The organism is Brevibacillus sp. FSL K6-0770, assembly GCF_038000275.1.
GTDB lineage: Bacteria > Bacillota > Bacilli > Brevibacillales > Brevibacillaceae > Brevibacillus > Brevibacillus parabrevis.
In genome coordinates this window covers 2165438-2191657 of record NZ_JBBOBQ010000001.1, presented here as the reverse complement: position 1 = coordinate 2191657, position 26220 = coordinate 2165438, and the positions used below count along the sequence as shown (strand labels likewise).

The 26220-nt window shown below is 53.7% G+C and carries 25 protein-coding genes and 1 other RNA gene; 10 read left to right on the top strand and 16 right to left on the bottom strand.

The features are described from left to right. The first annotated feature begins 5 nt into the window (after positions 1-5). A complete protein-coding gene (locus NST23_RS10690) occupies positions 6-1103 on the top strand; it encodes a GerAB/ArcD/ProY family transporter (protein WP_167470354.1) in 1098 nt (365 codons plus the stop codon). Then, on the top strand, positions 1100-2191 hold the full coding sequence (locus tag NST23_RS10685) for a Ger(x)C family spore germination protein (RefSeq protein ID WP_122965706.1): 1092 nt from the start codon (positions 1100-1102) through the stop codon (positions 2189-2191). Before NST23_RS10690 ends, NST23_RS10685 begins: the two co-directional genes overlap by 4 nt. A gap of 48 nt (positions 2192-2239) precedes the next feature. Here the strand turns inward: NST23_RS10685 and NST23_RS10680 are convergent, their stop codons facing one another. The 6 genes from NST23_RS10680 to NST23_RS10655 form a co-directional block, all read right to left on the bottom strand. Then, the gene (locus tag NST23_RS10680) at positions 2240-2551 is read right to left on the bottom strand and encodes a hypothetical protein (RefSeq protein WP_122965705.1); all 312 of its coding nucleotides are present in this window, start codon (positions 2549-2551) and stop codon (positions 2240-2242) included. A gap of 45 nt (positions 2552-2596) precedes the next feature. After that, the gene (locus NST23_RS10675) at positions 2597-4162 is read right to left on the bottom strand and encodes a solute symporter family protein (protein WP_370641099.1); all 1566 of its coding nucleotides are present in this window, start codon (positions 4160-4162) and stop codon (positions 2597-2599) included. 84 nt (positions 4163-4246) lie between these two features. Then, entirely contained in the window at positions 4247-5773 is a 1527-nt protein-coding gene (locus tag NST23_RS10670; protein WP_217021693.1) for a solute symporter family protein, read from the bottom strand. Further along, entirely contained in the window at positions 5773-6120 is a 348-nt protein-coding gene (locus tag NST23_RS10665) for a DUF485 domain-containing protein (RefSeq protein WP_122965702.1), read from the bottom strand. Before NST23_RS10665 ends, NST23_RS10670 begins: the two co-directional genes overlap by 1 nt. A gap of 134 nt (positions 6121-6254) precedes the next feature. Beyond that, the gene (locus NST23_RS10660; RefSeq protein WP_122965701.1) at positions 6255-6986 is read right to left on the bottom strand and encodes a LytR/AlgR family response regulator transcription factor; all 732 of its coding nucleotides are present in this window, start codon (positions 6984-6986) and stop codon (positions 6255-6257) included. Next, entirely contained in the window at positions 6986-8737 is a 1752-nt protein-coding gene (locus NST23_RS10655) for a LytS/YhcK type 5TM receptor domain-containing protein (RefSeq protein ID WP_122965700.1), read from the bottom strand. The genes NST23_RS10660 and NST23_RS10655 overlap by 1 nt, the downstream gene beginning before the upstream one ends. A gap of 136 nt (positions 8738-8873) precedes the next feature. Between NST23_RS10655 and asnB the strand changes: the two genes are divergently transcribed. Beyond that, positions 8874-10721: an asparagine synthase (glutamine-hydrolyzing) gene (gene asnB / locus NST23_RS10650; RefSeq protein WP_173595615.1), complete on the top strand. Its 1848-nt coding sequence runs from the start codon at positions 8874-8876 to the stop codon at positions 10719-10721. 39 nt (positions 10722-10760) lie between these two features. Here the strand turns inward: asnB and NST23_RS10645 are convergent, their stop codons facing one another. The 3 genes from NST23_RS10645 to rnpB form a co-directional block, all read right to left on the bottom strand. After that, entirely contained in the window at positions 10761-11396 is a 636-nt protein-coding gene (locus tag NST23_RS10645) for a hypothetical protein (protein ID WP_173595614.1), read from the bottom strand. 57 nt (positions 11397-11453) lie between these two features. Further along, the gene (locus NST23_RS10640) at positions 11454-13496 is read right to left on the bottom strand and encodes a molybdopterin-containing oxidoreductase family protein (RefSeq protein WP_340963636.1); all 2043 of its coding nucleotides are present in this window, start codon (positions 13494-13496) and stop codon (positions 11454-11456) included. 259 nt (positions 13497-13755) lie between these two features. Continuing rightward, positions 13756-14144, bottom strand: an RNA gene (gene rnpB, locus NST23_RS10635) — RNase P RNA component class B. A gap of 134 nt (positions 14145-14278) precedes the next feature. On the opposite strand from rnpB, the gene NST23_RS10630 reads away from it, so the two are divergent. Next, positions 14279-14587 (top strand): iron-sulfur cluster biosynthesis family protein, encoded by a 309-nt coding sequence (locus NST23_RS10630; protein WP_122965696.1) that lies wholly within the window; start codon positions 14279-14281, stop codon positions 14585-14587. A 13-nt stretch (positions 14588-14600) separates the two neighbouring features. Continuing rightward, the gene (locus tag NST23_RS10625) at positions 14601-15131 is read left to right on the top strand and encodes a gamma carbonic anhydrase (RefSeq protein WP_122965695.1); all 531 of its coding nucleotides are present in this window, start codon (positions 14601-14603) and stop codon (positions 15129-15131) included. Positions 15132-15171: 40 nt separating this feature from the next. On the opposite strand, the gene NST23_RS10620 is transcribed toward NST23_RS10625, so the two are convergent. Next, a complete protein-coding gene (locus NST23_RS10620) occupies positions 15172-15717 on the bottom strand; it encodes a GNAT family N-acetyltransferase (RefSeq protein WP_281868229.1) in 546 nt (181 codons plus the stop codon). An 82-nt stretch (positions 15718-15799) separates the two neighbouring features. Next, positions 15800-16480, bottom strand: coding sequence for a DUF1385 domain-containing protein (locus NST23_RS10615; protein WP_340963635.1), 681 nt, complete (start codon positions 16478-16480; stop codon positions 15800-15802). 78 nt (positions 16481-16558) lie between these two features. Between NST23_RS10615 and yfkAB the strand changes: the two genes are divergently transcribed. Further along, complete coding sequence (yfkAB, locus tag NST23_RS10610) at positions 16559-17674, top strand: radical SAM/CxCxxxxC motif protein YfkAB (RefSeq protein WP_173595609.1); 1116 nt, start codon at positions 16559-16561, stop codon at positions 17672-17674. 31 nt (positions 17675-17705) lie between these two features. Then, entirely contained in the window at positions 17706-17960 is a 255-nt protein-coding gene (locus tag NST23_RS10605; protein ID WP_173595608.1) for an alpha/beta-type small acid-soluble spore protein, read from the top strand. Between the two features lie 227 nt (positions 17961-18187). Here the strand turns inward: NST23_RS10605 and NST23_RS10600 are convergent, their stop codons facing one another. The 3 genes from NST23_RS10600 to NST23_RS10590 form a co-directional block, all read right to left on the bottom strand. Continuing rightward, entirely contained in the window at positions 18188-18379 is a 192-nt protein-coding gene (locus NST23_RS10600; protein ID WP_063227780.1) for a hypothetical protein, read from the bottom strand. A 120-nt stretch (positions 18380-18499) separates the two neighbouring features. Next, positions 18500-18877 carry a LysM peptidoglycan-binding domain-containing protein gene (locus tag NST23_RS10595; RefSeq protein ID WP_122965689.1) on the bottom strand — a complete coding sequence of 126 codons (378 nt, stop codon included), beginning with the start codon at positions 18875-18877 and terminating at the stop codon, positions 18500-18502. Positions 18878-19138: 261 nt separating this feature from the next. Next, positions 19139-20674 carry a fumarate hydratase gene (locus NST23_RS10590; protein ID WP_173599746.1) on the bottom strand — a complete coding sequence of 512 codons (1536 nt, stop codon included), beginning with the start codon at positions 20672-20674 and terminating at the stop codon, positions 19139-19141. A gap of 186 nt (positions 20675-20860) precedes the next feature. On the opposite strand from NST23_RS10590, the gene NST23_RS10585 reads away from it, so the two are divergent. The 3 genes from NST23_RS10585 to NST23_RS10575 all read left to right on the top strand — a co-directional run bounded on the left by NST23_RS10585 (position 20861) and on the right by NST23_RS10575 (position 24403). After that, positions 20861-22813 carry a beta-propeller domain-containing protein gene (locus NST23_RS10585; RefSeq protein WP_340963634.1) on the top strand — a complete coding sequence of 651 codons (1953 nt, stop codon included), beginning with the start codon at positions 20861-20863 and terminating at the stop codon, positions 22811-22813. Between the two features lie 80 nt (positions 22814-22893). Next, entirely contained in the window at positions 22894-23580 is a 687-nt protein-coding gene (locus NST23_RS10580; protein ID WP_340963633.1) for a tetratricopeptide repeat protein, read from the top strand. 202 nt (positions 23581-23782) lie between these two features. Further along, positions 23783-24403, top strand: a complete 621-nt coding sequence (locus tag NST23_RS10575) for a peptidylprolyl isomerase (protein ID WP_340963631.1) — start codon at positions 23783-23785, stop codon at positions 24401-24403. An 85-nt stretch (positions 24404-24488) separates the two neighbouring features. Here the strand turns inward: NST23_RS10575 and NST23_RS10570 are convergent, their stop codons facing one another. Beyond that, positions 24489-25178 (bottom strand): MBL fold metallo-hydrolase, encoded by a 690-nt coding sequence (locus NST23_RS10570; protein ID WP_122965684.1) that lies wholly within the window; start codon positions 25176-25178, stop codon positions 24489-24491. Between the two features lie 97 nt (positions 25179-25275). After that, on the bottom strand, positions 25276-26067 hold the full coding sequence (locus NST23_RS10565) for an ABC transporter ATP-binding protein (RefSeq protein WP_122965683.1): 792 nt from the start codon (positions 26065-26067) through the stop codon (positions 25276-25278). Positions 26068-26220 lie beyond the last annotated feature (153 nt).

Here is a 26220-nt window from a genome sequence, read left to right as displayed (position 1 = left end):
ATCGGTTGTCCCGTTATTTTCTCTATTTTGTGACGCTTTCCATACTGATTAATGCCATCCTGTTTGTCCCGCGCATTTTGATCGACGAGCGCTATGACGGGGCGATTTCGTCCATGCTGTTCGGGGTGATCATCGGCGGCGCACTCATGTACCTGTTTACCAGCTCCATGTTCAAGTTTCGCGGTCAAGGGTTGCCGGAAATCATGCGACAGGCTTTGCCCAAAAGCATTGTGGTTCCGTTCCTGCTCCTGATGGGCAGCGTGTCGTTTATCTCGGGAGCGCTCGTGTTGATCAATTACGCCTTTATCGTGTCCAGATATTTAATCCCGAACACCCCGATCTATGTCGTGCTGATTCTCTTCGTTCTCGTAGCGAGCTTTGGCGCCATGCAATCGTCGCAAACGGTGCTGTACAGCACGGAAATGATTCTCGTTCTCTGCTTGCCGTTTCTCCTGTTTTCCATTTTCAAAGCGTATACGAATCAAAACATGAATTACGATGAAATCCGCGCCATGATTGACTACTCGAACATCCTGCCCAGCTGGAAAAGCTTGTCCGTATCCACTTACGCCGTTACGGGATACATCAGCTTGTCGATTTTTAACCGCGTGTTTGCCGATATCCCCAAGCTCAAGCACCGTTGGGCCGTCCCTTGCATCGGCTTCAGCATCCTGTTTACCGCCTTTTTTGTGCCGATCGGCATTTTGGGCACAGATGGCGTGAACGAATTTATTTTCACCTGGGTTTCGACGGCAGATGCGATTCGGATGAAGTATGCCTTTATTGAACGCGTTGTTTATATTTTTCTGCTCGTTTATTTAGGCATCTCTTACTTATTCGCCATGACGACCTGGCATGTCGGGTCCGAGTTCATACGCGGCTGTTTCTCCCACTACCAGCCCAACACGTCGTCCATCAACTCTGTGCTGCCGAACGCGATCAGTTGTATCGTATTCGGGATCGGAACCGTGATCGTCGGCAATTGGCTCGGTGAAGACGACCTGTTTTCGGTATCCTCGTATTGGATGATGATACGATCCCCACTCGATATTTGTGTGGTCTTTTCCGTTTATATCTTGAGCAGGTGGAGGCAAGCTTTGTGAAACATGTCTGGATGTGGCTCGCGGTCTTGTTTCTGTTTACGGGCTGCGGCTTTAAAGATATTGACAAGCGCTATTTAGTCATGGCGGTCGGCGTCGATAAGTCGGAGCTGAAAGACAAGCCTTATCGCGTATCGTTGAAGCTCGCGATTCCGACAGCGCAAATCAGACCCGGGCAGTCGAATACGTTTCATCTCATCAGCGACGATGCCCCGACGATAACCGAAGCGGTGCGGCATTTGAAATCAAAAGTCGATAAAGACCTCGATTTCTCGCAGACGAAAATTCTCGTTTTCGGGACAAAGCTGGCCGAGGAACGGTTGGACAAGACAACTATCGACTGGTTTTTGCGGAAGCCGGAAATTCAGGGCATCGCCTTCATGGCGCTAGGCTCCCCGACAGCCGAACAAGTGCTGGGCGTCCGCCCCAAGTCCGAACGCATGCCTGCTGACAGCCTGATGCTGAGCTTTGATCAGGAAGGAACGGAATCGTCTTTTATCGTCACCGCTTTTTTGTTTGATTTTCATCGGCGGTTGAGCGAAAAGGGTCTGGACCCGTACATGCCCGTCATCCGCCCGCTCAAAGACACGTATTTGATCGATCAAGTCGCTGTTTTTGACAAAGAAAAAATCAAAGCGGTATTAAGTCCCGAGGAAACGCGGATCTTCAATGAATTGTCCAAGAAAATCAGCAACTTTGATATCGAAACCAGGACGGAGCAGGCCCGCTTTGCCTTGAATGTCACCTCTTTCCGCTATTCGTACGAGTTTGATGAACGCAACGAAGCGGAACCAAAGCTGAAAATGAACGTCCACATCAGAGGATTGTCAGAGGAATCGAATCAGTCTTTTTACAACTCGAATTGGGATCGCTATAAAGCAGAAGCGGAAAAAGAGGCGGCGAAACGATACGCTCATGTGCTGCGGAAGCTCCAGTCACTGAAAGTCGATCCGATCGGATTCGGGCTACGCTATCGGGCAACCCATTACCAACGGGATCAAGATTGGGAAAAATGGCTGAGCATCTACCCCCGGCTCGACTGGAACATCAAGGTGAACATCGACCTGCTTGGATCAGGGGGGATCAAATAATCCCCCGGTAAAAAAACAAAACGACCCTTTTGCACGGGTCGCCGTTCCTTACTCTTCTTTTCGCATCACACTGTATTCATCGCGGACCATGGAGACGTCATCCCCTTGCTGGGTCAGCTCCAGTTTGTAAAGGATATCCGAGAGCACAGACGCGACGATCAAGGTCAAATCTCCCGTATTGACTGGTGTGCGAAAATAATGCCCGATCATTTCATAGCCTTTTCGCTTGAACGTTTCCGTATTTTCTTCATCCAATGCTTCGCACAGCTCTGCGATCAACTCATCCAGCGCGATTCGCGCCCGTTCGTACACATCCGGCTGATCAGTGGAAACGGCATCTGCTGCTTTTTTCTTCGACAAGTGGCCCCTCCTCCTTCCCCTATAGGTTGGAGCAGAAGCCGTTTTTTATGCAGAGTCGGCCTTACTCGCCACTTTTGGTCCATGGGCGCGAATGCCGGTCAAAGCCTGGAGCAACACGCGGTCGTAATGTGTCTCGGCCTGTATGTCGCGCCGGTCCAGCAGCGTCCCGAGCACCGCCCCCAAAAAGCCGAGTGGAATGGAAATCAGGCCAGGATTGGTCAGCGGGAACAAAGGCTGCGCCCGGATGAAGCCAGTATCGGGATTCATCACAGTCGGCCCGGCCATGACGAGCACGACAGATGCAACCAGTCCGGTAAGCACGCCGCAAATCGCACCGCGCACGGTAAAGCGGCGCCAATACAGGGTGAACAACAGCAGCGGCAAATTGGCAGAAGCGGCTACGGCAAAAGTCAAGCCGACGAGAATCGCCACGTTCATTTTTTCCGCGCCGATCGCCAGCCAGATCGAGGCGAATCCGACCGCAACGGACGAGCATTTCGCCATGACGACCTGCTCCTTTTCCGAAGCCAGCCCGCGGCGAATCAGGTGGCTGTAAACGTCATGGGCAAAAGCCGACGAGGCGGACAGCACCAGCCCTGTCACGACAGCCAGTATCGTGGCAAAAGCGACAGCCGCGATGTATGCCATCAAAAATTCGCCGCCAAGCGCGTCCGCCAAAAGCGTCACCGTCAAATTGCCGCCGAAGCCTACATTTTTCAGCGCCTCATACCCGACAAACGTGCTTGCACCAAAGCCGAGAAAAATCGTCAGCAAATAAAACGCGCCGATCACCCACGTAGCGGTGTAGATCGAGGAACGGGTTGTCACTGCGTCCTTGACCGTAAACAGGCGGGAGATGATGTGCGGCAGCCCGGCCGTCCCGAGGATGAGCGCAAGATGCAGCGAGATCGTTTCCAACGGGTCGTTCAACTGGTTGCCCGGATGCAAAAATTGCTCCTGCAAAGGCGTAATCGTGCTGACATGGGAAAACATTTCCGACAGGCTCCAGCCAAAACGGGAAAAGACGATCAGGCTGAGCACCAGCGTCCCGGTCAAAAGCAAGATCGCTTTGATGATCTGCACCCACGAAGTAGCGACCATCCCTCCGAAGACGACGTAAAAAGTCATCAGACTGCCGACGATCATCACCGCCGTATCGTAGTGAACCCCAAGCAAATAGTGAATCAGCGCCCCCGCCCCGACGAGCTGGGCGATCATGTAAAAAATCGTGATCAGCAAAGTCGTACAGGCAACCACTCCGCGCAGCCACAAGCTGTCAAACCGCACCGCGATGGCATCTGCCAAGGTGTAGCGCCCGAGATTGTGCAACGGCTCGGCAATCAGGAACAAAATGATCAAGTAGGAGACGAAAAAGCCGATAGCGTAGACGAAGCCGTCAAAGCCGTACATCGCAATCGTCCCGGCGATGCCGAGAAACGACGCGGCACTCATGTAGTCGCCCGCAATCGCGATGCCATTTTGCAGCCCTGTCAGGCGGTTGCCTGCCGCATAAAAATCTTTGGTCGTTCCCGTTTGTTTGGCCGCCGAATACGTGATCGCCATCGTCCCGATGATGACAGCCAAAAAGAAAATGATCGTCGTCACCGACAAGCCCCCTCTCCCGTACAAATGGAAAAAGACCGGGGATGACCCCCAGCCTTTGAACTGGCACGAGCTTCCTTGCGTTAATTGCTTCTACGCTGAATCTTTCATTCCTGTGTTGGCCCGCACCAAAATTTCGTCGTACTTCGCATCGTTGCGCGAGCTGGACAGGAGCGTTCCGATCCAGGCTGCCAAAAACCCGAGCGGGATGGAGACGATCCCCGGATTCGGCAGCGGGAACAGCGCTTCGCCGACCAAAATGGCTTTTCCGGCAACCGGGTTCCAGACGTTGGGGCTCAACGCCACGAGAATCAGTGAGCTGAACAGTCCGACGAGCATGCCGCTGATCGCCCCTGTCGTGTTGAACCTTCTCCAGAAAATCGTGAACAAGATGACGGGCAAGTTCGCGCTTGCTGCCACCGCGAAGGCGAGCGCAACGAGAAAGGCCACGTTCAGCTTCTGGGCAAACAGCGCGAGCAAGATCGAAACGATCGAGACGCCGACCGAAGCCCATTTTGCCATTTTCATCTGCTCTTTTTCCGTCGCTTTGCCTTGACGGATCACATGGCCGTAAAAATCGTGCGCGAATGCCGAAGCCGCTGTCAGTACGAGTCCTGCCACGACCGCCAAAATAGTCGCGAACGCTACAGCCGATACGAAAGCGAAGAGGAAGTTGCCGCCGAGCGATTGGGCAAGCAGCGGAGCGCCCATATTGCCAGCCGCATCCATGTTGGCAGCGCCGACGAAAGCGGCTGCTCCGAACCCGAGGAAGATCGTCATGACGTAAAAGATCCCGATGATCCATGTCGCGTACACGACGGACTTGCGCGCGGTCGTCGCATCTTTTACGGTAAAGAAGCGAATCAGGATGTGCGGCAGACCCGCTGTTCCCAGTACGAGCGCGAGATTGAGCGAGATCGTATCCAGCCCGACTTTGAACTTGTTCCCGGGATTGAGAAATTGGTCCCCGAGCGGTGTCGCTGTTTTCATTTGCTCGAACATCGTCAGCAAATTGAAATCAAACTTGGCGAACACCATGAGCGAAATCACGAACGTCCCGAGCATCAGCAGCACCGCTTTGACAATTTGCACCCACGAGGTTGCCGTCATGCCGCCGAACACGACGTAGACCGTCATCAGCGCACCGACGATCAACACCGAAGTGCTGTACTCCAGCCCCAGGAGCAGCTTGATCAGCGCCCCTGCCCCGACCAGCTGGGCGATCATGTAAAAAATCGAGATGGCGATGGAGTTCAGCGCGGCCACACCACGTACCTGCTTATTGTCAAAACGCGCGGCAATCATGTCTGCCATCGTGTACTTGCCGAGGTTGCGCAGCGGCTCCGCCACCAGGTACAACACGACCAAATAAGCGACAAGAAAGCCGATGCTGTAAAAGAACCCGTCAAACCCGCTGAGAGCGATCATTCCGGCGATTCCGAGGAAGGAAGCGGCCGACATGTAATCTCCGGCGATCGCCAGCCCGTTTTGCCACCCCGTCAGCCCGCCGCCTGCCGTGTAAAACTCGCTCGTCGTATTCGTCCGCTTCGAAGCGAAGTACGTAATGACAAGCGTGAGCAGAACAATTCCTAAAAACAGTAAAAATGCCGTTACATTCATCAGCCTCTGCCCCCTGTCTCCTGTTTGACTTTCTCCACCAGCTCGTCAAAACGTTCCGCTTTCTTGGTGTACAGAATACAGAGCCCCCAGGTCATGATAAATTGGGCAAAGGCGAACACCCACGCCCACGAGATCGCCCCGAACGCCGGCTGATTGAGCACCGTGAAGTAAGAAGTCAGGATCGGCAAAGTAAAGTAAAACACGAAGAAGAAAATGGAAGATGGCAGGATGAACGCCCTTTTGCTTCGCAAAAGTTCCTTGAAGGTGGCTGATTGGATAATCGCCGTGTAATCGGTAGCGTCCTGCTTTTGACTGCCGGCTTTTTTCGCCGATAGCGGATTGCTCATGGGAACCTCCCCCTCTTCAAACAAAATGTAAGCGCTTCCTCTATTGTAGGGAATCATTGGTAATTCGTGTGGTTTTGCGCGCAAGATGTCTGGGGGCGTGCGCCAACGGCAAGTTTTGCATCGCGATCTGCGGTTTACGTTTCTTCGAGTCGTTTGAGCAAGTCTTTGGCGGAAGTCCGGGAAACGGGGATTCGCGTTTTCGCCTCTCCTTTCAAGAGCAGGTTGTACGCGCCGTTGAACCACGGCTCAAGCTCGCTCACGTAGTTCAGATTGACGAGATAGCTTTTGTGCGTGCGAAAAAAATCGTAGCCACTGAGCTTGTCAGCGAGCTGCGTCAAGGTCATCCGCGTGGAGTAAGCGTCCGACTGGGTGATGATACGAACGAGCCGTTCTTCCCGCACCGCGTAGACGATCGTCGCCGGGTCGATCACCACCAGCCTGCTGTTTTCTTCGACAAGCAGCTTGGAGCGCTTGGCAGTCGCAGGCTCCGGCTTCGGCTTGACCAGTCGCTCGCGTATGCGCTGCATCGTTTCCACGAGTCTTTTTGGCTCGGTCGGCTTTAGCAAATAATCGACCGCGTTCAGCTTGAAAGCATCCACCGCAAACGCCTCGTACGCTGTACAGAACACGATGAGCGGCTGCGGCTTTCTGGCGGCGAGCATTCGGGCAGCCTGTGCCCCTTCCAGCTCCGGCATTTTCATATCGAGAAAAACGACGTCCGGCTCGTGCTCGTCTACCATTTCCAGCAGCTCTCTTCCGTTGGTGGCACAGGGAAGCAGCTCGACATCTTCCTCCTGCTGCAACAAATAGCTCAGCTCTTCGCGTGCCAGTCGTTCATCTTCGGCAATCATGATGCGAATCGGCATCAGGCACTCACCTCCTGTTTGATCGGGATCGTAAATGTGATCAAAGCACCGCCTTCTGGCCTGTTGGCAAAATGAAGCTGGGCATCCGGGCCTTGCAAGCTGATCAGCCGCTGATTGACATTATGAACCCCGATGCCGTTTCCTTCCTTGCGCTCCATCGGAATTTTGCCCAACAGAGGAAGCAGTTCCTCCGGGAATCCTCTGCCGTTGTCTTCGATCGTAAAATGAACGGCGGTTGGCTGTCGCTGCACACACAGCCTGATTTCTCCGCCTGCGCCCATATCGCGCAGTCCGTGGTGGATGCAGTTCTCGATCAACGGCTGAAGGGTGCCAGGCGGCATAAGCACATCCTCCACACCGGGATCAACCAGCGTCTGCACGGCAAATTGCTCGGAAAAGCGAATGCGGATAATTTCCAAATAGGCGTGCAAATGCTCCAGCTCCTGACCGACCGTTACTTGTGCGCTTGACGTAAGCTTCAGGTTGAAGCGCATGAACACTCCCAGCTGAATCGTCATGTGTCTGGCGAGCTTCGGATCGATGCGAATCAAGGTCACGATCGAATTAAGCGTATTGAACAAAAAGTGCGGATGAATCTGGGCTTGCAGCATTCGCAGCTCTGCGTCCTTCATCAACCCTTTCATCTGCTCCGCAAGCGAGATGGTCAGCTGGTTAGAGATCAGATTTCCCAGCCCTTTGGCCAATGCTTCCTGGACTTTGCCGATTTGCTGGGGGCGGCGGAAGTACAGCTTGATCAGTCCGGCGACACTGCCTCCTTCTTTGATGGGGATGAGGATGGCTGCATGCAGTTGGCAATTTTTTTGTCGGCAGCCAAGCAGTTCCCGGCCATGGCCTTTTTCAATGCAGCCACTCGCCATCGCCCGCTGATCGAGGTCGCTTTGGATCGGCTCTCCCGGAGCGTGATGGTCCGTACCCGCTCCGACGTGGGCCAGCAGCCGCTCCCGATCGGTCACCGCTACGGCGATCGCCTTCGCCTCCCGCTGAAGCACGAGCGCCGCCGCCTGGGCTGTTTGCGGATTCAGACCCATTTTCAACTGCGGTAAAATTCGCTGCGCAATTGTGAACGCACGCTCAGCCTCCAGCGCAGCAGAACGCTCCTCTTCTTGCAAAGCGACGCGAATCATCGTCGTAAAAATCGCAATCGAGATGCTGTTGGTCAAGACCATCGGAATGCCGATCACATTGACCATCGTGCGCACGAGATCAGGCGGGCCCGACATGATCAGCAAAAGCGACATCTGGATCACAGGCGCGAACATTCCGATAAACAATGCCTTGGACGGAGAAATGACCCGCTCCTGGGAAAAAAACCGCGCCACATAGCCTGCCAAAAATCCAGTGAGCGGAACAGACAGCCCCATCGGAAGCGCTGCAAATCCGCCGAGATCATACAAATGCAAGCCCGCAATGATTCCGGCCCCCATCCCGACCATTGGCCCGCCGAGCAAACCGCCGATCACGACGCCGACCAGCGTGGAATTTGCCACAATCTCGTCTCCGGAAAGCGGAAAAATCCAGAAGCTCGGAACGTATCCATCCTCGTGCACCACTACGCCTGCATATGTACCTGCCACACCGAACAAGCCAAACATCATGGAAAAGGCAACAGACGTGCCAACGTGCAGTTCGCGATCGAGCAGCTGCCGAAACAGCGGAATCCTCGTCAACATAAACCCGAGAGTCAAGAGAATGCCCATTCTCTCGATGAGCAACAGCGTGAGATTGTCCACGGCGTCCTCCTGCTTGCTTGTTGAAATCTTCTATAAATTCCGCATTTTACTCCCAATTCCCTGCTGGACAGGCAATCTAACTGGGCGTCCTGCATACGCTGAGTGTGCAATGCTTCATGGGAAGGGTGATCAGAACATGTGTGGAATCGTAGGTTGGATTGATTGGGAAAAAGACCTTTCCCAGGAGCGTCCGGTACTCCAGCAAATGACGCAATGCCTCAAAGATCGCGGGCCAGATGCAGAAGGCTTTTGGCTGACTCCACGCGCCGCCCTCGGCCATCGCCGCCTCGTCGTCGTAGACCCTGCCGGCGGGCAGCAGCCGATGACAGCTCTCAAAAGCGAACATGCCTGCACGATGATTTACAACGGTGAGCTGTACAACACGGAAGACCTCCGGCAAGAGCTGCTTGCTTGCGGTCATACTTTTCAGTCCCACTCCGACACCGAAGTGCTTTTGCACTGCTATCTCGAATGGGGCACGAACTGCCTTGCCAAGCTGAACGGTATTTTCGCTTTTGCGATCTGGGACGAACGGGCGCAGCGCCTGTTTGTCGCCCGCGACCGGATGGGAGTCAAACCGCTTTTTTACGCGCAAAGAGGCAGCTCTTTCTTGTTCGCCTCCGAACTCAAAGCACTGCTGGCGCATCCAGACGTCAAACCGGAGCTTTCGCGGGAAGGACTGGCGGAAGTGTTCGGCATCAGCCCTGCTCGCACCCCTGGTCACGGCGTCTTCCATCAAGTGCACGAGGTGCGGCCCGGCTGCTTTTTGACCGTAACGCGCGACCGTGTCAAACAGGAAACATACTGGCGGCTTGCGAGCCGTCCGCATACCGATGACTTGCCAACCACAGCGGCACGGGTCAGAGAGCTTGTCGTCGATTCGATCAAGCGGCAGCTCGTCGCGGACGTCCCTGTTGCCACGCTTTTGTCCGGCGGGCTTGATTCCAGCGTCATTACGGCGGTAGCCGCCGAGCATTTCAAGGAAACAGGCCGGGGAACGCTCCACAGCTACTCGATTGATTACGTGGACAACGACAAGCATTTTCAAGCGAGCTCTTTTCAGCCAAATGAAGATGCGCCTTACGTCCAGCTCGTGTCGCAATACTTGGGCACCCAGCACCATACGATTGAGTTTGACACAGCCGAACTGGTCGATGCGCTGAAGGTAGCGACACTCGCCCGCGACCTGCCGGGAATGGCCGATGTCGACGCTTCCCTGTACTTGTTCTGCCGGGAAATCAAAAAAGAGACAACCGTCGTTCTCTCAGGAGAATGCGCGGATGAGGTATTTGGCGGCTATCCGTGGTTTTACCGCGAGGAGCTGCTGCATGCAGGGACATTCCCCTGGTCGCGGGCGGTCAAGGAACGGGCTTCGTGGCTGTCGCCCGAGCTGCGCGCCTGGGTCAAGCCGGAGGAGTACGTCGCAATGCGCTACGCGGAATCGCTGGACGAAGTGCCTCATCTGCCCAGTGAGGACCCGATTGAAGCACGGCGAAGAGAAATGTTTTACCTCAACATCACCTGGTTCATGAATACGCTCCTGGATCGCAAAGATCGGATGAGCATGGCTGCAAGCCTGGAAGCGCGCGTCCCTTTTTGCGATCACCGGATCGTGGAATACGTCTGGAATATCCCCTGGGAAATGAAAACACACGGCAATCGCGAAAAGGGCATTCTGCGCAAAGCGATGGAGGGCATTTTGCCGGACGAAGTGCTGTACCGCAAAAAAAGCCCGTATCCGAAAACGCACAATCCTTCCTATACAAAAGCGGTTCGCACGTGGCTGCTCGACATTTTGAACGATCCCAGCTCCCCGCTGCTGCAACTGATTGACGTCCCGGTCATTCGCAAAATCGCCGAGTCGGACGCCCAGGCTTCCAGCATTCCGTTTTTCGGCCAGCTCATGAGCACGCCGCAGCTGTTCGCCTACCTCGGCCAAATGGATTACTGGCTGCGCGAATATCGCGTGACGATCAAGGCATAATCGTTTTTGGAAAAGGCAAAAGCTCCCCGAACCCCATCATCATGGGGTTTTGAGGAGCTTTTGCTTCCCTTTGCCTTTGCCTTTGGGTTTCCGCTTTGAGCTTGCTTCCGGCTTCACGGCTGGATTCAGCAACGGTTTCGGCGCTGCTTTTTTCGGCGCTGGCTTGGCAACAGGTTTTGCGGCGGCTTTCGGTGCGGCTGCGGGAGCGACTGGCGGACGGTATCGCACATCCAGCTCACGACCGGATCGCTTCATGATCGTAAACGATTGCGTCTCCCCCGAACGGATCAACCGATAGTCTACTTTTGTCTTCTTTTCTCCCCCGACCAAAGTAGCGGCAATCGTCCGCTGATTCGGCAGATTGGCCTTTACTTGCAAGGATTGCACCGCGCAAGGTACGGAAGGGATGGTTCCACACGGGATGCACAGCTTTCCTTTGAGCAGCCGTAATTGGAGATTGCGGATCATCGTTTCTGTCAGCTGCTTTCCCCAATACCTGCGAAAAATGCGGGAGATTTTTCGCTTGGTGTTGTACTTATCCGGCAACGGCGTGTAATCGACGCCGTTCACGGTGTAGACAACCTTCCCTCGGGGCGAGGTGGCAATCTGCGTCCAGACTTGCTCGGCGGAACTGATAAACTGCTTGAACATACGCAATTCATCCAACGTTTTCACCCCCTCCATAAACCGTATGGAGAAGGGCTTATGCTAGTACGCCCTTTTACGCCCGATTTACCGCGCGATCCGGGCTACATCCACCCGTCCGGAGAAAAATGTCGCTCCACCGCCCATGTCGGCAATCCGATCCGGGGTCAACGCGTTCACGTAATGCTTGGACTCTGGTCCATCTGCCCACAAGCCCTGGCTGACAACCACGCCCGGCAGCACATTTTCGCCAACAGAGACAACCAGTTCGCACTCTCCACGGTCATTCCACACCCGGACGGTATCCCCATCCTCAATCCCGACTTGCTGGGCGTCCGCCTGGTTCATGTGCAGCTTCGGTATTTTTTCCATCTTCATATGCTTCTCGTTGTTGGAAAACGTCGAGTTCAAAAAGTTATGGTTCGGCCCGGGCACGAACTGATACGGATAATCGCCGTCTTTTGCGAGCGGCGAATAGGTCGGCAACGGCGGATACCCTCTGTCCGCCATCGTCTGCGAGTACAGCTCGATTTTTCCGCTCGGCGTGGACAGGCGGCCCGTAAAGTACGAGTCGACCTTGGCTTTGCGGTAGTTGTGCTCCACCAGCGACTCGAAGGTGATATCTTCCATATGCGGATTGCCGTGCCCTTCCAGCGCCTGGCGAATCATGTCTTCGTCGGAATCGCGGAAAGCAGGTTCATCATAGCCCATGGCGGCTGCCAACAACCGGAACAGCTCCGTATTGGACTTGCTCTCTTCATACGGGGCGAGGACGGGCTGTTGCAACTGGATGTAATGGTGCCAGTAGCTCGTGTAGAAATCCATGTTTTCGTAGGAAGACGTGGCGGGCAAAACGATATCCGCATACTTGGCTGTCTCGGTCAAAAACAGATCGTGCACGACCGTGAACAAATCTTCTCTTGCCAGCCCTTGTCTGACCTTGTTGCCTTCCGGTGCGACAAGAGCCGGGTTGCTCGTGTACACAAACAGCGACTTCACGGGAGGCTGTACTTCAAGCAGCACCTTGCCCAGTTCATTCATGTTGATGACTCTCGTGTTTTTGTTCGCTAACAAGTCGGGCCGTTGCACGGCCGTTTTGTTGTGTTCCAAAAAGCCTTTGTTCCCTTTGATCGCGCCGCCGCCCCGGACCAGCCACTGTCCGGTGAGCGCCGGCAGACAGGAAATCGCCCGGACGCACATTCCTCCGTTGTCATGATGCTGGATGCCGTTGCCAATGCGAATAAACGAAGGCGACGTCTCCCCATACCATCTGGCCAGCTTGTCAATATCGTCAACCGGAACGCCTGTAATGGCAGAGACTGTTGCCGGATCGTATGCCTTCACATGCTCTCGCAATTCTTCGTATCCAACCGTATACGATTGCAAAAAGGCGGAATCAACCAAGTTTTCTGCAAACAATACATGCATCAGTCCCAAGGCCAGCGCCGTGTCCGTGCCCGGCAAGATCGGAATGAACCAGTCGGCCCAACGCCCTGTCTGGTTTTTGTGCACGTCGATGACGACGATCTTCGCGCCATTTTTCCGGGCTTGTTCAGCCAGGACTACCTGGTGCATGTTCGTGCTGACCGTGTTGATCCCCCACATGATCATCAGCTTGGCGTGAACGGTATCCTCCGGGTCGGTCCCGAAAGCTCCGCCCATCGTGTAGTTGTAGCCAACTCCGCCAGCACTGTTGCAAATCGTCCGGTCAAGCTGGCTCGCTCCCATCCGGTGGAAAAAGCGCCGATCCATTCCCTCCACATTGATTCTGCCCATGTTCCCGTAAAAGCTGTACGGCAAAATCGCTTCCGGTCCGTCTGTGGCAATCAGGCTGCGCCAGCGGGAGACGATCGTATCGATGGCTTCCTCCCAGCTGATGCGGACAAATTCGCCGCTGCCTTTTTTCCCGACCCGCTTGAGCGGATAGGCCAGACGCTTGGGATCATTCAATCGCGCCGCCATGTTGCGCACTTTGTTGCAAATGTTTCCTTTTGTCACAGGATGATTCGGATCGCCTACTACTTTGACCAGCTTGCCATCCTGCTTGTGAAGCAACAACCCGCATTGATCCGGGCAATCCAGCGAACAAACGGCTGGAAAAATCCCATTTTCCTCTGTCGTGAAGCTCACGGTCGATCCCTCTTTCGTCTGCGCTTTTTTCCTTCGATCCCTCACCCGAACCTTTTTCCGTGTAAGCAGATCGAGAAACATACCTTTATCTTATCACAGAAGGTTGTCTTTTGCTCCTCCAAAGCACACTTGCCGCTGTGCCGCGCTTGCTTTTGGCATGCAAAAAGACCGCCCTCGCATGAAGGCGGTCTTTGCTTTTTAACCGGAACGTCGCCAAAGCTTGGCGCCTCCCGGTATTCCAATCATATCCAGCAGGAAATGCTGTAAGCCAGGTTCTGTCTCTCCCGTGCTTCAAACGGGCCAAGCCCTCGCACCAAGAGCGGTAGCCATCTATCTATGGCATCCAAAGATACCATCCGTCCCTTCCGTTTGGTTCCTTCAGGACGGTTCCCCTACCAAATTTGGGTTTCTCGCTCGCAGGGTTTACCGCGTTCCATCTTTTCTGTCGCCAGAAAAGCTACGTTTCTGTGGCACTTTCAGCGTACTCGGGCCTCAGAGAGAGCCCTTTCCACGCCGTCAGCAAAGCTTGCGCCTCACTGCCCTGGCTTGCGCCAGGTACGAACACTCCAAGCATCTCAGCTTGGGCGAGCCTGGACTTTCCTCTACCGCCAACCGCCGAAGCGATTGCGGCAGCGACTACCCACATTTCCCGCATTCACGAATCAGTACTACATACTCTATCACATGCGCCGTTTGCGGTCAACTAACAGAAGCTGGAATGTTCGCATTCGATCCAATCGCAAACCTGTAGTACAATAGAGAGGCTACAAGGAGGGTTGATTGTGATAAACATTACCTCGCAGGCGGCAGCGCGCCTTGCCCTGATGATTGCGGAAGAACACGACGCAGACAAGCTCGGAATCAAGCTTGTTCCAACCACGACCGGATGCGGCAGCTTCACCTACAGCATTGCCATTACCGAAGCGGACAAGCGCGACCAGATTGAGGAAATCAACAGCATCCGCTTCTTCTATCAACCGCAAGATGTGGACAAGCTGATCGGCACCGTCATTGACTGCGACCCTGTCACGGGGCGATTCTCGATTCATCATCCCCGTCCGCAAGAAAACAGCTGCACGCTTACTCACTGACCAGGAGGTTTTTATGCTACTGCTTCCCTTTGAAAACATCAAGCCTAACATTCATCCCAGCGTTTTTCTGGCCAAAGGCTCTGTCGTAACAGGCGACGTTGAGATTGGCGAAGACTCTTCCATTTGGTACAACACCGTAATTCGCGGTGACATCGCGCCAACCGTGATCGGCAAACGGGTGAGCGTGCAGGACAACAGCACCTTGCACCAAAGCCCGAACAATCCGCTGATCCTCGAAGATGAAGTCACCGTCGGGCACAATGCCGTCCTGCACAGCTGCGTGGTGCGCCGCGGCGCGTTAATCGGGATGGGAGCGATCATTTTGGACCGGGCCGAAATCGGCGAAGAGGCGATGGTCGCCGCCGGAGCGCTCGTTCCTCCGGGAATGAAAGTGCCACCGCGCACGCTCGTCGTCGGCAATCCCGCGAAAGTAAAGCGCGAGCTGACAGAAGCCGACTTCAAGGAGCTGGTGCGCATTCGCCAGTCCTATGTGGACAAAGGAAAAACGTACCGCCAGCTGGAAGAAAACCCGCTGGAGAGATAAAGCGAAAGGTCGAGGACAATGCGTATGCCCTCGACCTTTTTTATTCGGCAAATCGTCCCATCACGATCGTGCTGTAATAGTTGCCGTCTGATAACAGCTTGTCCTGTTTCAGCACGCCCTCTGTCTCAAAGCCAAGCCGTTGATACAGCTCAATCGCCTTTTCATTCGTCTCCAGAACTTGCAGCGTCATTTTTTTCACGCCCTGTTCATCTGCCCAGGCGATCGATTCTTGAAGCAGCTGCTTCCCGATGCCGTATCCCCAATATTCCTGCAAAACGCCTACGCCAAATTCAACCCGGTGCGCCAGTCGCTTGAGCGAGCTTCCTTGACAGCGCGAAAAGGCAACGATGCGACCATTCGCCACCGCGACCAGGAACAGATTGCGCTCACTTTCCGAGTCAGCCCGGATCAATTCGCGAAAGGCAGCTTCATCCAGAAACCCCTCGCCTCGCTCTCTGTCCATATTTTCCGTTTCCCCATCGATTTGCAGTCGTACGGCTACCAGCTCACTCGCGTCTTCCTCTTGAGCCGAACGAAGCGTATAAGCGAGTCCTTTTCCAGCAAAATCTCGCGGTGCTATTTTCATATCCCTCTGCCTCCTTCGTTGTCGTGACCAAAAAAGCCCCCTTTGCCCAAGAGGCTTGTTTCTTCTCACTTCTCTTTCCTTCTCATGCCGAGTGCTGCCGTTCCATATCGCGTATGTGCTCAAACAGCATGTAGGAGCGAATAGCCGTCTCCAGATGCAGCCGATCCGGCTCTTTCGTCGTAAAATGCTTTTGGAAAAAGACCGAGAGCTTGTAAACAACTCCGCAATATTTGCGCACGTAGCGATCCCCGAACATTCCCACCAAAAGTCCGCCGACGCCGCAGACGATGCTCCACTCCATCGGCAAAAACCAGACAGAGAGCAGAAAGCCAACGAAAAACCAGACGACCAGGTTAGTCGAGCAACCGTCATTGACGATGTCAGCCTTGGCAATTTGCGGCAAGGCAGTCAGCGATTTTCTGCCGGAATAGCTGAATACTTTATGTTCTGCACCGTGAAACTTTTTCATCATTTTTGGAAAAACAAAGTGAAAGCCGCCGATATAGACAGCCGCCCACATCGGGTCTACGACTGCCCAGGACGGATGCACCAGAGCCGCCACTACATAGCAGGCGAGGAGCAGGTGAAAAAGCTGATAATACCAGGGAAAGGAGAAAAAAATACGATACCATAGCTTTCCAATCGTTTTGAGTGTGATTTTTTCCGCCCACATGTGGATAACGCCGTCTTTTACTTCCGCACAAGCCAGCACATTGCGATCGTGAAAAAGCACACCGCGCCCAAAAGACATCCCCATAATCATGTCGTTAGCTATTCTCCTTCCGCTCTAATGTCGTTATAATAGGTTGAGTTGTACGCAGAATGAAGGAGGTTTCCACAATTGATCCGCATGGTTCCAACAACACCACTAACACCGATACACGATCCATGGGAGCCGTTGTTTAATGCGACACCCCCCGCCTATAAATTGACCAGCGTCGAGTTTACTGTAACGAATCTGTGCAATCTCCGCTGCGAGCATTGTGCGGTTGGCGATACATTGCGATATAAAGACGATCCCGCTCTGCCTGTCGATCTCATCCTTCGTCGCCTGGACGAAGCCAAAGATTTGCTTACGCTAAGTATAACAGGCGGAGAACCGATGTACAGCGAACGAACTGTCAAGGAAGTCATCCAGCCCATCCTGCGCTACGCCGCGGATCGCGGGCTGCGAACCCAGATCAACTCCAACATGTCCATGCCCTTTTCCCGCTACGAACTGGTTTTGCCTTACATAGATGTCATGCATATTTCCTGGAACTGGTCTACCCCGGAGGAGTTTCATGATATTGTTTACGCAAAAGCCAGGCAGCCGGTTTCAGGCAAACAGGCAGAAGTGCAGTTTGAGCGGATGATGGACAACGCGCGCAAGCTCGCGGAGGCAGGCGTGTTTGTCTCGGCGGAGACGATGCTCAATCATCGCACCTGGCCCAAGCTGGAGACGCTCCATCGGCAAATTCAGGAAATGGGCAGCCGCAGACACGAAGTGCACCCGATGTACGCGAGTGACTTTGCCCGCGATCTCGACGTGCTTTCTCTCGATGAGCTGCGCCAGGCCATTCACCGGATGCTCGATGTCCGTAACGAAGATTTGTGGATGCTGTTCGGCACGCTGCCGTTTTTCGCTTGCAGTGCGGACGAAGCAGACAGGGCGTTGATCCAGCGGCTCCGTACGGCGAAAAATGTCACGACCCGCAACGATCCGGATGGTCGGAATCGCTTGAATATCAACATTTTTACGGGCGACGTGATCGTGACAGACTTCGGAGACGTGGAACCGCTCGGCAATATTCAAAAAGACGAGCTGCAACGCATGTTTGACACTTGGCAGGGACATTCCATGAACCAGAAAATCAACTGCTTCTGTCCAGCGGCCAAATGCGCAGGGCCAAACCTGCTCGTTGCCAACACTTACTACCCGGAGACGAATTTCACGATGCGCAAGGCACTCGTCTAGTTGGGCACGCTAAGACGAGAGGTGATGATCCATGAGCAGACGAAAACGTCCTCTCGTCCCGGGTGCCCAAGAAGGGCTGGATGCGTTGAAAGCACGAGTCGCCCATGTCGCTGACCCGAACCAGGCCAAGTACGAAGTGGCATCCGAGCTTCACGTCCCTTTGCAGCGCGGATACAACGGCCAGCTCACTTCGCACGATGCAGGCCGGATCGGCGGCAGACTGGGCGGCAGCATGGTCAAAGAAATGGTGCGGATGGCTGCGCAAGCGATGAAGCCAAAATCATAACAGTCTCACGCTTTGGGAACCCTGCCTTTTGATGAAATCAAGCGGCGGGGTTCTTTTTTTCGATTAGCCGCGCCTTGCCCAAAAGCAGACTGGTAGCCAGGCTGATGAGGATCAGGAGCATCCCGGAGAAAAACACTCCGTGCAAAGCCTCGCTGAATACTTGTTTACATAAAAACCGCCCCGAGATTGGAGGCGGTTTTTTTGCTGTCCAGCTTCATAGCTGGTCGTCATCTGAGTTTGTCGAGTTTTTTCGCACTCGGCTTCCGGGGCCCGAGCATCGTCTTGCTGATGCTGTTCACTTTGTGGAAGGAATCGAAGACTTGGTCGATCACTTCTACCAGCTCCCGAATTTGCACCACTTTCCCATAGACGCCCATGAAATGGTGTCTGACGTTTTTACCGTTGAAAAACCCTAGCATGGCCGCACCTCCTCGTAATCCTCTAGTACCACCTTATGCAGATCGGGGCCAAGAGGAAATGGCGAAGCGGGAATTTTCTTTGCCCCTTGCAAAGAAAGGATAGCCGGGCTATTTGTTCAATCAACGCGGACGCGGGGTCGCAGTTGGTCTAGGTGTCGGTCTGACGGTTGGTGTCGGCGGAGGTGCCGGGACAATTCGCTCCAGACGGGTTACGCGGGCTTCCAGGCGGTTCATGCGCGTCTCCAAGCGATCTACCCGATCGTCGAGCTTGGTATAATCGTCGCGCAACGCGTCCACCCGGTTTTCCACGCGAGTCAGTCTCCGCTCGACATCGCTTGTGGGGGCAGGTGTTGTACTGACGGGGATGTACAAGTTTTGACCCACGTAAATGTAGTACGGATAGGCAATGTTATTCACTCGGATCAATTCCTGTACCGGCACGCCAAAGCGGGCCGCGATACTGTTCAATGTATCTCCCGCACGAACTGTGTAGTTCACGAATCTCACTCCTCCTATCGTTTCTTTGTTCGTTACTAACCTATGCCCGCCCGCAAGCAACGGAAATAAACCAATACCTATCTTTGCGAAAATGGTCATTCACCCAGTATATTCGCCGTGACAGGCTCGAAAAATCGCGGCAAAGGCTAAAGGCAGCCAGAGCCAAAAGCTCGGCGTACAGCGTACCGTTGCGGCAAAAAAAGCAAAAAGCCCCCAGCGCACAATGCGGCGCCAGAGGCTTTTTTGGCTATCTCGTTATTCTTATTTAAATACCGGTTCGGCAAATTGCGCCAATTTTTCCAGAGACGATTGCTCGACATCTGCGTGCAGGCTGTTTCCGTGCGAATCCATCGTGACAATCGCGGCGAAGCCTTTTACGCGCAAGTGCCACATCGCTTCCGGGATTCCAAATTCCATGAAGTCCACGCCTTCGACTTTTTCCAGGCACTCCGCATAATATTGCGCGGCACCGCCGATGGCATTCAGGTACACAGCGCCATGCTCATTCAACGCTTTCAACGTTTTTGCGCCCATTCCGCCTTTTCCGATAACAGCGCGGATTCCGAATTTCTTGATAATGTCACCCTGGTATGGCTCCTCGCGGATGGAGGTTGTCGGGCCAGCCGCTTTTACATGCCACTCGCCTGCTTCGTCTTTCAGCATTACCGGACCGCAATGGTAAATAATGCCTCCATTGAGGTCGACCGGACAGTCATGGTCCATCAGGTAGCTGTGCAAAGCATCGCGGCCTGTGTGCATTTCCCCGTTGATGATGACCACGTCGCCCACTTTCAGGCTGCGGATTTGTTCCTCGGAAATCGGCGCCTGGAGCACAACCTCGCGGCGCTCTTCTGCCGCTTCGCTCGCAGCTGCGGTCGGAGCCAGATCCATTGCCACAGCTTCATCTTTGTACAGATAGCGCAAAATTTCGCCTGTTTCTGCATGCAGACGAACCCCTTGACGGCGGAATGCCCAGCAGTTGTAGGCGACGGAAACGAAAAAGCTTGCTGGCAGGCGATTTTCCACGCCCACCTTACAGCCGAGCAAAGTGGAGTTTCCGCCGAAGCCCATCGTACCGATGCCCAGTTGATTGGCTGTTTCCATAATGTAGTTTTCCAGGGCAGCCAAATCCGGGTTTGGATTGACATCGTCCACAGAACGGAACAGTTGATGCTTCGCCAGCGCATAGCCGGAGGTGCGATCGCCACCGATTCCTACGCCGATGAAGCCGGCGCTACAGCCTTGGCCTTGGGCTTGGTAAACAGCATGCAGGATGCACTTGCGCACGCCATCCAGGTTGCGGCCTGCTTTGCCCAGACCTTCCAGCTCACAGGGGAGGGAATATTGGATGTTCTTGTTCTCACAGCCGCCGCCTTTCAAGATCAGCTTGATTTCAACTTCATCCTCTTCCCATTGCTCGAAGTGAATGACAGGCGTACCTGGCCCCAGGTTGTCGCCGCTGTTTGCCCCTGTCAAAGAATCAACGGAGTTCGGACGCAGCTTGCCTGTTTTGGTCGCCTCTACAATCGCTTCCTTGATCGCTTTTTTGATCGTGAGCTGGTTAACGCCAATCGGAGTTTTCACTTCAAATGTCGGCATTCCCGTATCTTGGCAGATCGGAGAAACATTTTCTTCTGCCATGACGACGTTTTGCGCGATGGTGGACAAAGACAGTGCTGCCCGTGTTCCGAGATCTTCTTTTACCTTGGCAGCATTGACGGCGCGACGCACGTCTGGCGGCAAGTTCGTAGAAGTATCCGTGATCAGTTCCAGAATGCTTTGCTTCAAGTTTTCCATCTAAGACGCCCCTTTTGACGTAAGTGTGAATGGTAGCTTAAACCGCCTATTATTATAGCACACGCTCTCCCCCCTGTCCGTACACCGCTGGGCAAAGACTTCATCATCCGTGAAACGTTCTTGCCTTTTGCCACGTCTTACTACTGAATCCACATCCTGACCAGATAGAGAAACGGGGGATTGAAAATGAAGAGAAAAGCAGCCGGGCTGCTCGCGACAGTCATCGTGCTTTGCGCCATGCCGCTCTTGTTCCCGGCAGGCACGCTCCACGAGCCGACAGTGACTGCGGCCGCAGAAAAAGACGGATTGCCACTCGTCGGCAGCTACGGGCAATTGAAAAAGCTACTCAAAGCAACGGAGTACAACTACGCCATCGCAGAATCGGCTTTAAGCATGCCAACAGCAGCCCCGATGTCGAAAGCGGTTGCGGACAATGCAGCAGCAGGTGCATCCCGCGATTTTTCAACGACGAACACGCAGGTACAAGGCGTAGATGAAGCCGACATCGTCAAAATTGACGGAACCTACCTGTACCAGTCGACGAACCGGGAAGTGCGAATCGTCAAGGCTTACCCTGCAACCGAGATGCATGTCGTGAGCAGAATCGGCTACGAAAACGGTTTGTTCACCCCGCTGGAAATGTTCGTCGACGATCGCAGGCTGATCGTGATCGGCCAGGCGAATGAAACCGTCGAAATGGCCCCCCTCCCTGCTTCCAAGCGCGGCATTCCGTACTATCAAAACAATCAACTGGTCAAAGCGTTTGTCTACGACATTGCGGACAAAGCGCATCCTCGCCTGATCCGGCAGCTGGATGTGGAAGGCCAGTATTTGTCTTCCCGCAAAATCGGCGGCAGCTTGTACCTGACAGCGAACCGCTACATCGACACGTACCGGATTTTGCAGGAAAACAATGAACTGCCCGGCCCTGCCTATCGCGACAGCGCCTCGGGCGACAAGTTCCTGACAGTCCCGTATGACGACATCCGCTATTTTCCCGAAAACGTGCAGCCGAGTTACTTGATGGTCGCAGGCGTCAATCTCGACGATCCGAAGCAAAAAATGTCGCTGTCCGCCTATTTGGGGGCAGGCGAGAACATTTACGCCTCGCCAACGAGTCTGTATGTTGCCGTGACCGAACAAAAAGTGTTGCCGACGAAAATGAAGCAAGGAGAGTCAATCGCCCCTACCTTCGCTCCGCCGCCCATGCAAACCGACACGACCATCTATCGCTTTGGCATGAACAACGGCCAAGTGACCTACGCAGCAAAAGGCAGCGTGCCGGGGCGCATCCTCAACCAGTTTTCCATGGATGAGTACGACGGCTATTTCCGGCTCGCGACGACGAGCGGGAACATTTGGCGCACCGATGAAAACACTTCGCAAAACAACGTCTACGTCCTCGACAGCAAGCTCGATCTGCACGGCAAGCTGGAAGGCGTCGCGCCTACCGAACGAATCTACTCGGTCCGGTTCATGGGCAAGCGCGCCTACATGGTCACTTTCAGAAACGTAGACCCGCTGTTTGTGCTGGATTTGTCGAAGCCCGCAGCACCCCGCATTTTGGGAGCGCTGAAAATTCCCGGCTACAGCGACTATTTGCACCCGTACGACGAGAATCACATTATCGGTTTTGGCAAGGAAGCCGAATCTGACAAGGACAGAGCCTATTACCAAGGGATGAAAATCGCGCTGTTCGATGTCAGCGACGTCAGCAAGCCAAAAGAAAAGTTCAAAACCGTGATTGGCGACAGAGGCACCGATTCCGAGCTTCTGTACAATCACAAGGCGCTGCTTTTCTCCAAAGAAAAGGAACTGCTCGCTTTCCCTGTCACTGTCTTTGAATTAACGGAGGAGCAAAAGCAAAGCCCGGACATACGCGATTACGGCCACTTCACCTTCCAGGGCGCCTACGTCTATCATCTCGATTTGGCCAAAGGCTTCACGTTGACCGACAAGATCACGCACCTGAGCCAAGAAGATTTGAACAAAGCTGGAGAAGGCTGGTACGAAAACAGCAAAAACATCAAACGCATCCTGACGATTGACCGCACGCTGTACACCGTCTCGGACGACATCCTCAAAACCCAGCAGCTTGACGGGTCAAAAGCAGGGCGGACACTCACTCTGACGAAATAAAGGGAATGGTCTGTCACCCGGACAGGTTCTGTGCTAAGATGGGGTAATAGAGGCAGCGCAAAAAGAGAGGGTGTCACTACGTGGAGTATTTGAGTCTTAATTTGACCTCGACACTGGCGGGTTTGGCAGCCGTGCTGTTGGTCATGTTCATTCGCCTGCACTGGCCCTTCCGTTTTCAATATATGGCGAATTTGTACAAACGCCGTTTGGATGTACGGCTTAGCTGGTTGGAGGCTTCCTACCGAAAAAACCGTTCGCGTGCAGTAGCCATGCTGGATAAATCGACTCATGAAATTATGATTGGCAATTACGAACTGGCTGAAAAATATATTGTTTCCGGCATCAATGTGTGCAAGGAACGCCCTTCTTTGTTCAACCAAGCGATGATTCACTACTTGTTCTACAATTTGGCGGTCGTGTACTACTCTTCCGGCCGATACAACGAATCGCTCGAAGTGGCTTTCCGCATTTACCAGCGCGACCAGGGAATGACCGATTCTTTGGCGCTCATCGCCTGCTCGCACGCCAGACTGGGCGAAATCGAAAGCGCGCTGGAAGCGTACCAGTTGATCTCCAGCAAGCGCTCCGCCAAGGAATGGAAGCTGTTTTGCCTGGCTGAAATCGAGGCGGCCAAAGGGAATTACGAACACGCTTTGACCTATCTTCGCCAGCTGCTGGACAAATCGGCCAGCTCCTTGCACTTCAACCGTTCCGAGCTGGAAAAACGCCTGGAAGAGTGGCAAAAGGCATCGACCCACGTCAGCTAAACACGCCTTGCCGTTGCATGAATTTTACCAAACACCGCACATGATTCAGGTGTGCGGTTTTCTATTGCCGCCTTTTCGCCCCAAGCTCTAGGCATGGTTGGCAGGCAAATGTGGGATTCTCGTAAAAAGTCGTTCCATTTTTCCCCCGCATCGCTGCTCTATACTATTTTCACATAGGTACGCCAGAAAGAGAGGTTTCTTTATGAAAAAGTTTGATGTTTCCATCCTGACTGTAGCCGTGCTCCTGACCGGGCTGGCAGTCATCGGAGTGTCCCAAGCAAAAGATTCCGCTGCACTCGATACAAATGCAGTAGCCAAGATCGGCAACGTCTCCATCTCGCAACACGAACTGTACGAGCAGATGAAAAAAGAGTCCGGCGCAAGTGTCATGTCCGATCTGGTCGCCATCGAGCTGTGCCGACAGGAAGGCGCCGCACAAGGCATTACCGTATCCGAGCAGGAGGTTGACGCAAAAGTCAATCCGATCAAGGACAAGCTGAAAACGCCGGAAAAATTCCAACAATACTTGAAGGAAAAAAACTTTACGAACGAAAAAGAGCTGCGCGAACGTATCAAAATGATTTTGCTGCGCGACAAGCTGCTTGAAAAAGCGTATCCGGTAACAGACGAGCAAATCAAGGAATACTACGAGAAAAACAAGGAAAAACTCGGAAAACCGCTGGAAGAAGCCCGTCCAGAGATTGCCGAGAAGCTTCAAGATCGGAACAAGCGCAAAAACGTCGACGAGTGGATCACTCAACTCAAAAAAAAATACAATGTGCAAATTTCCGACCCTGTCCTGATCGAACCGGAGCAAGAATAGTTCCCATACGCCAATCGGGATAGCAAAAAGACTTGTGTCGCCTCCTGGCTTCACAAGTCTTTTTGCACGTCTTCACTTCCGACCATTACGTGCGGAGCACCCCAATCAGCTCGTGCAAGTAATCCGCAATCTCCCCTTGCAAAATCGGGCCGTGTCCGGTCGCCAAAAATTCAATCGGCCAATCCAGCAAGGCTTCAAGACTTTCTACATATTCAGGAACGCGATCCGGTTCTTCCCCTGCCCATGTTTTGAGCTGCTGCCTATATGCGGCCCGGCATTCGCTTTCCTTCCCGATCACTTCGCCCAGCTCGGTTTTCTCAAAGCAAATATGATCGCCGACAAAGCAAATTTTGCTCTGCGGGTCAAAAAAAGCGACAGAGCCTTCCGTATGAAAGGCCAGCTGACGAAATCGCAAGGACGGCAAATCTCCTCCGCTCCCCGTGAAGGTGTGTCCGAACAGCGTCTGCGAAAAATCGTCCAGTTCGTAGTAATCGTCCAGATGAATCCAGTTGTTGCGAGACGGGAACATGTCGGCATTCCCGATATGGTCAGCGTGTCGATGCGTAAAGTACACGTAGTCAATCCGCTCAGGCTTGGCGCCAATTCCCTCCAATGCCTGTTGAAAATACGCCCGTTGCTTTCGCTGATGGGAGTCAATCAGTACAAACGAGTCACCTTGTTTGATCACATAACTGTTCACGTAGCTGTTCCATGCGTCCTCATAAGTGATGATCGCCCAGGTGGAGTCTGTGATTGGCGCAATCGCGTTGTTCATGCTTCCATCTCTCCTCTCCTCCCAGTTTTTTATTCCTATTGATATTATTATACACAATGATACACGACATTGCCGATCCTTGCCAAATGATGGACTGCTAACGCACAGATGCCTCTTCTCCCAGGCTGACCCAGGAGCGTCCCTGGGAACGGGCGATGTTGACAGGAACGCCGAAAAAGCGGGTCAACCCTTCGGCTGTCAATACCTCATCGGTTCGTCCAGCCCGCTCTACCTCACCTGATTTCAACAGCAGCGTGTGAGTAAAGCACGGCAAAATCTCCTCGATGTGATGGGTGACGTACAAAAGCGTCGGTCCCTCCGGCTGTTTGGCAATCTGCTCAATCATCGACAAAAGCTGCTCTCTGGAGAGCAAATCAAGCCCCGTACATGGCTCATCCAGAATCAAGAGACGCGGAGATGCCATCAGTGCCCGCGAAATCAAAATCTTTTGCCGCTCGCCCTGGGACAGCGCACCGAACGGCCTGTCCTTCAGCTCGGCGCAGCCAAACGTCTCCAGCAGCTCTTGCGCTTTTTGCACATCTGCCTCACTCGGAACAGAGTACAAGCCGATCGTCGCTTCCCGCCCGCTCAAAATCACGCGAAAAGCCGTTTCGTGTTCGTGGAGCTGCGCGATCAAGGCCGTGCTTACCCAGCCAATCGATTTTCGCACCTCACGCAAATCAACCGTCCCGTACAAATCGCCGAGAACGCTTACTTGTCCTTTCGTCGGCCATGTGTACCCGCAGATGATTTTCAACAAGCTTGTCTTGCCGGAACCGTTCAAGCCGACAAGACACCAATGTTCGTTTTCTTGCACTTGCCAATCAATGTTTTTCAAGATCGTTGTGTCGTCCCGCTGCCAGGTGACCTGATTTACGTCAATGATCATGTGCTGCCTCCACTCTCTCTTTTTGTCGTATGCCGTAATCTTTCTGATTATTAAGAGTATACCTGTCTAATCCTGATCGATCAATTCTTTTGTACACCCCGGGTAGAGACGAAAAAACCTTCGCGCTATGTGCCACGAAGGTTTTCGGTCATG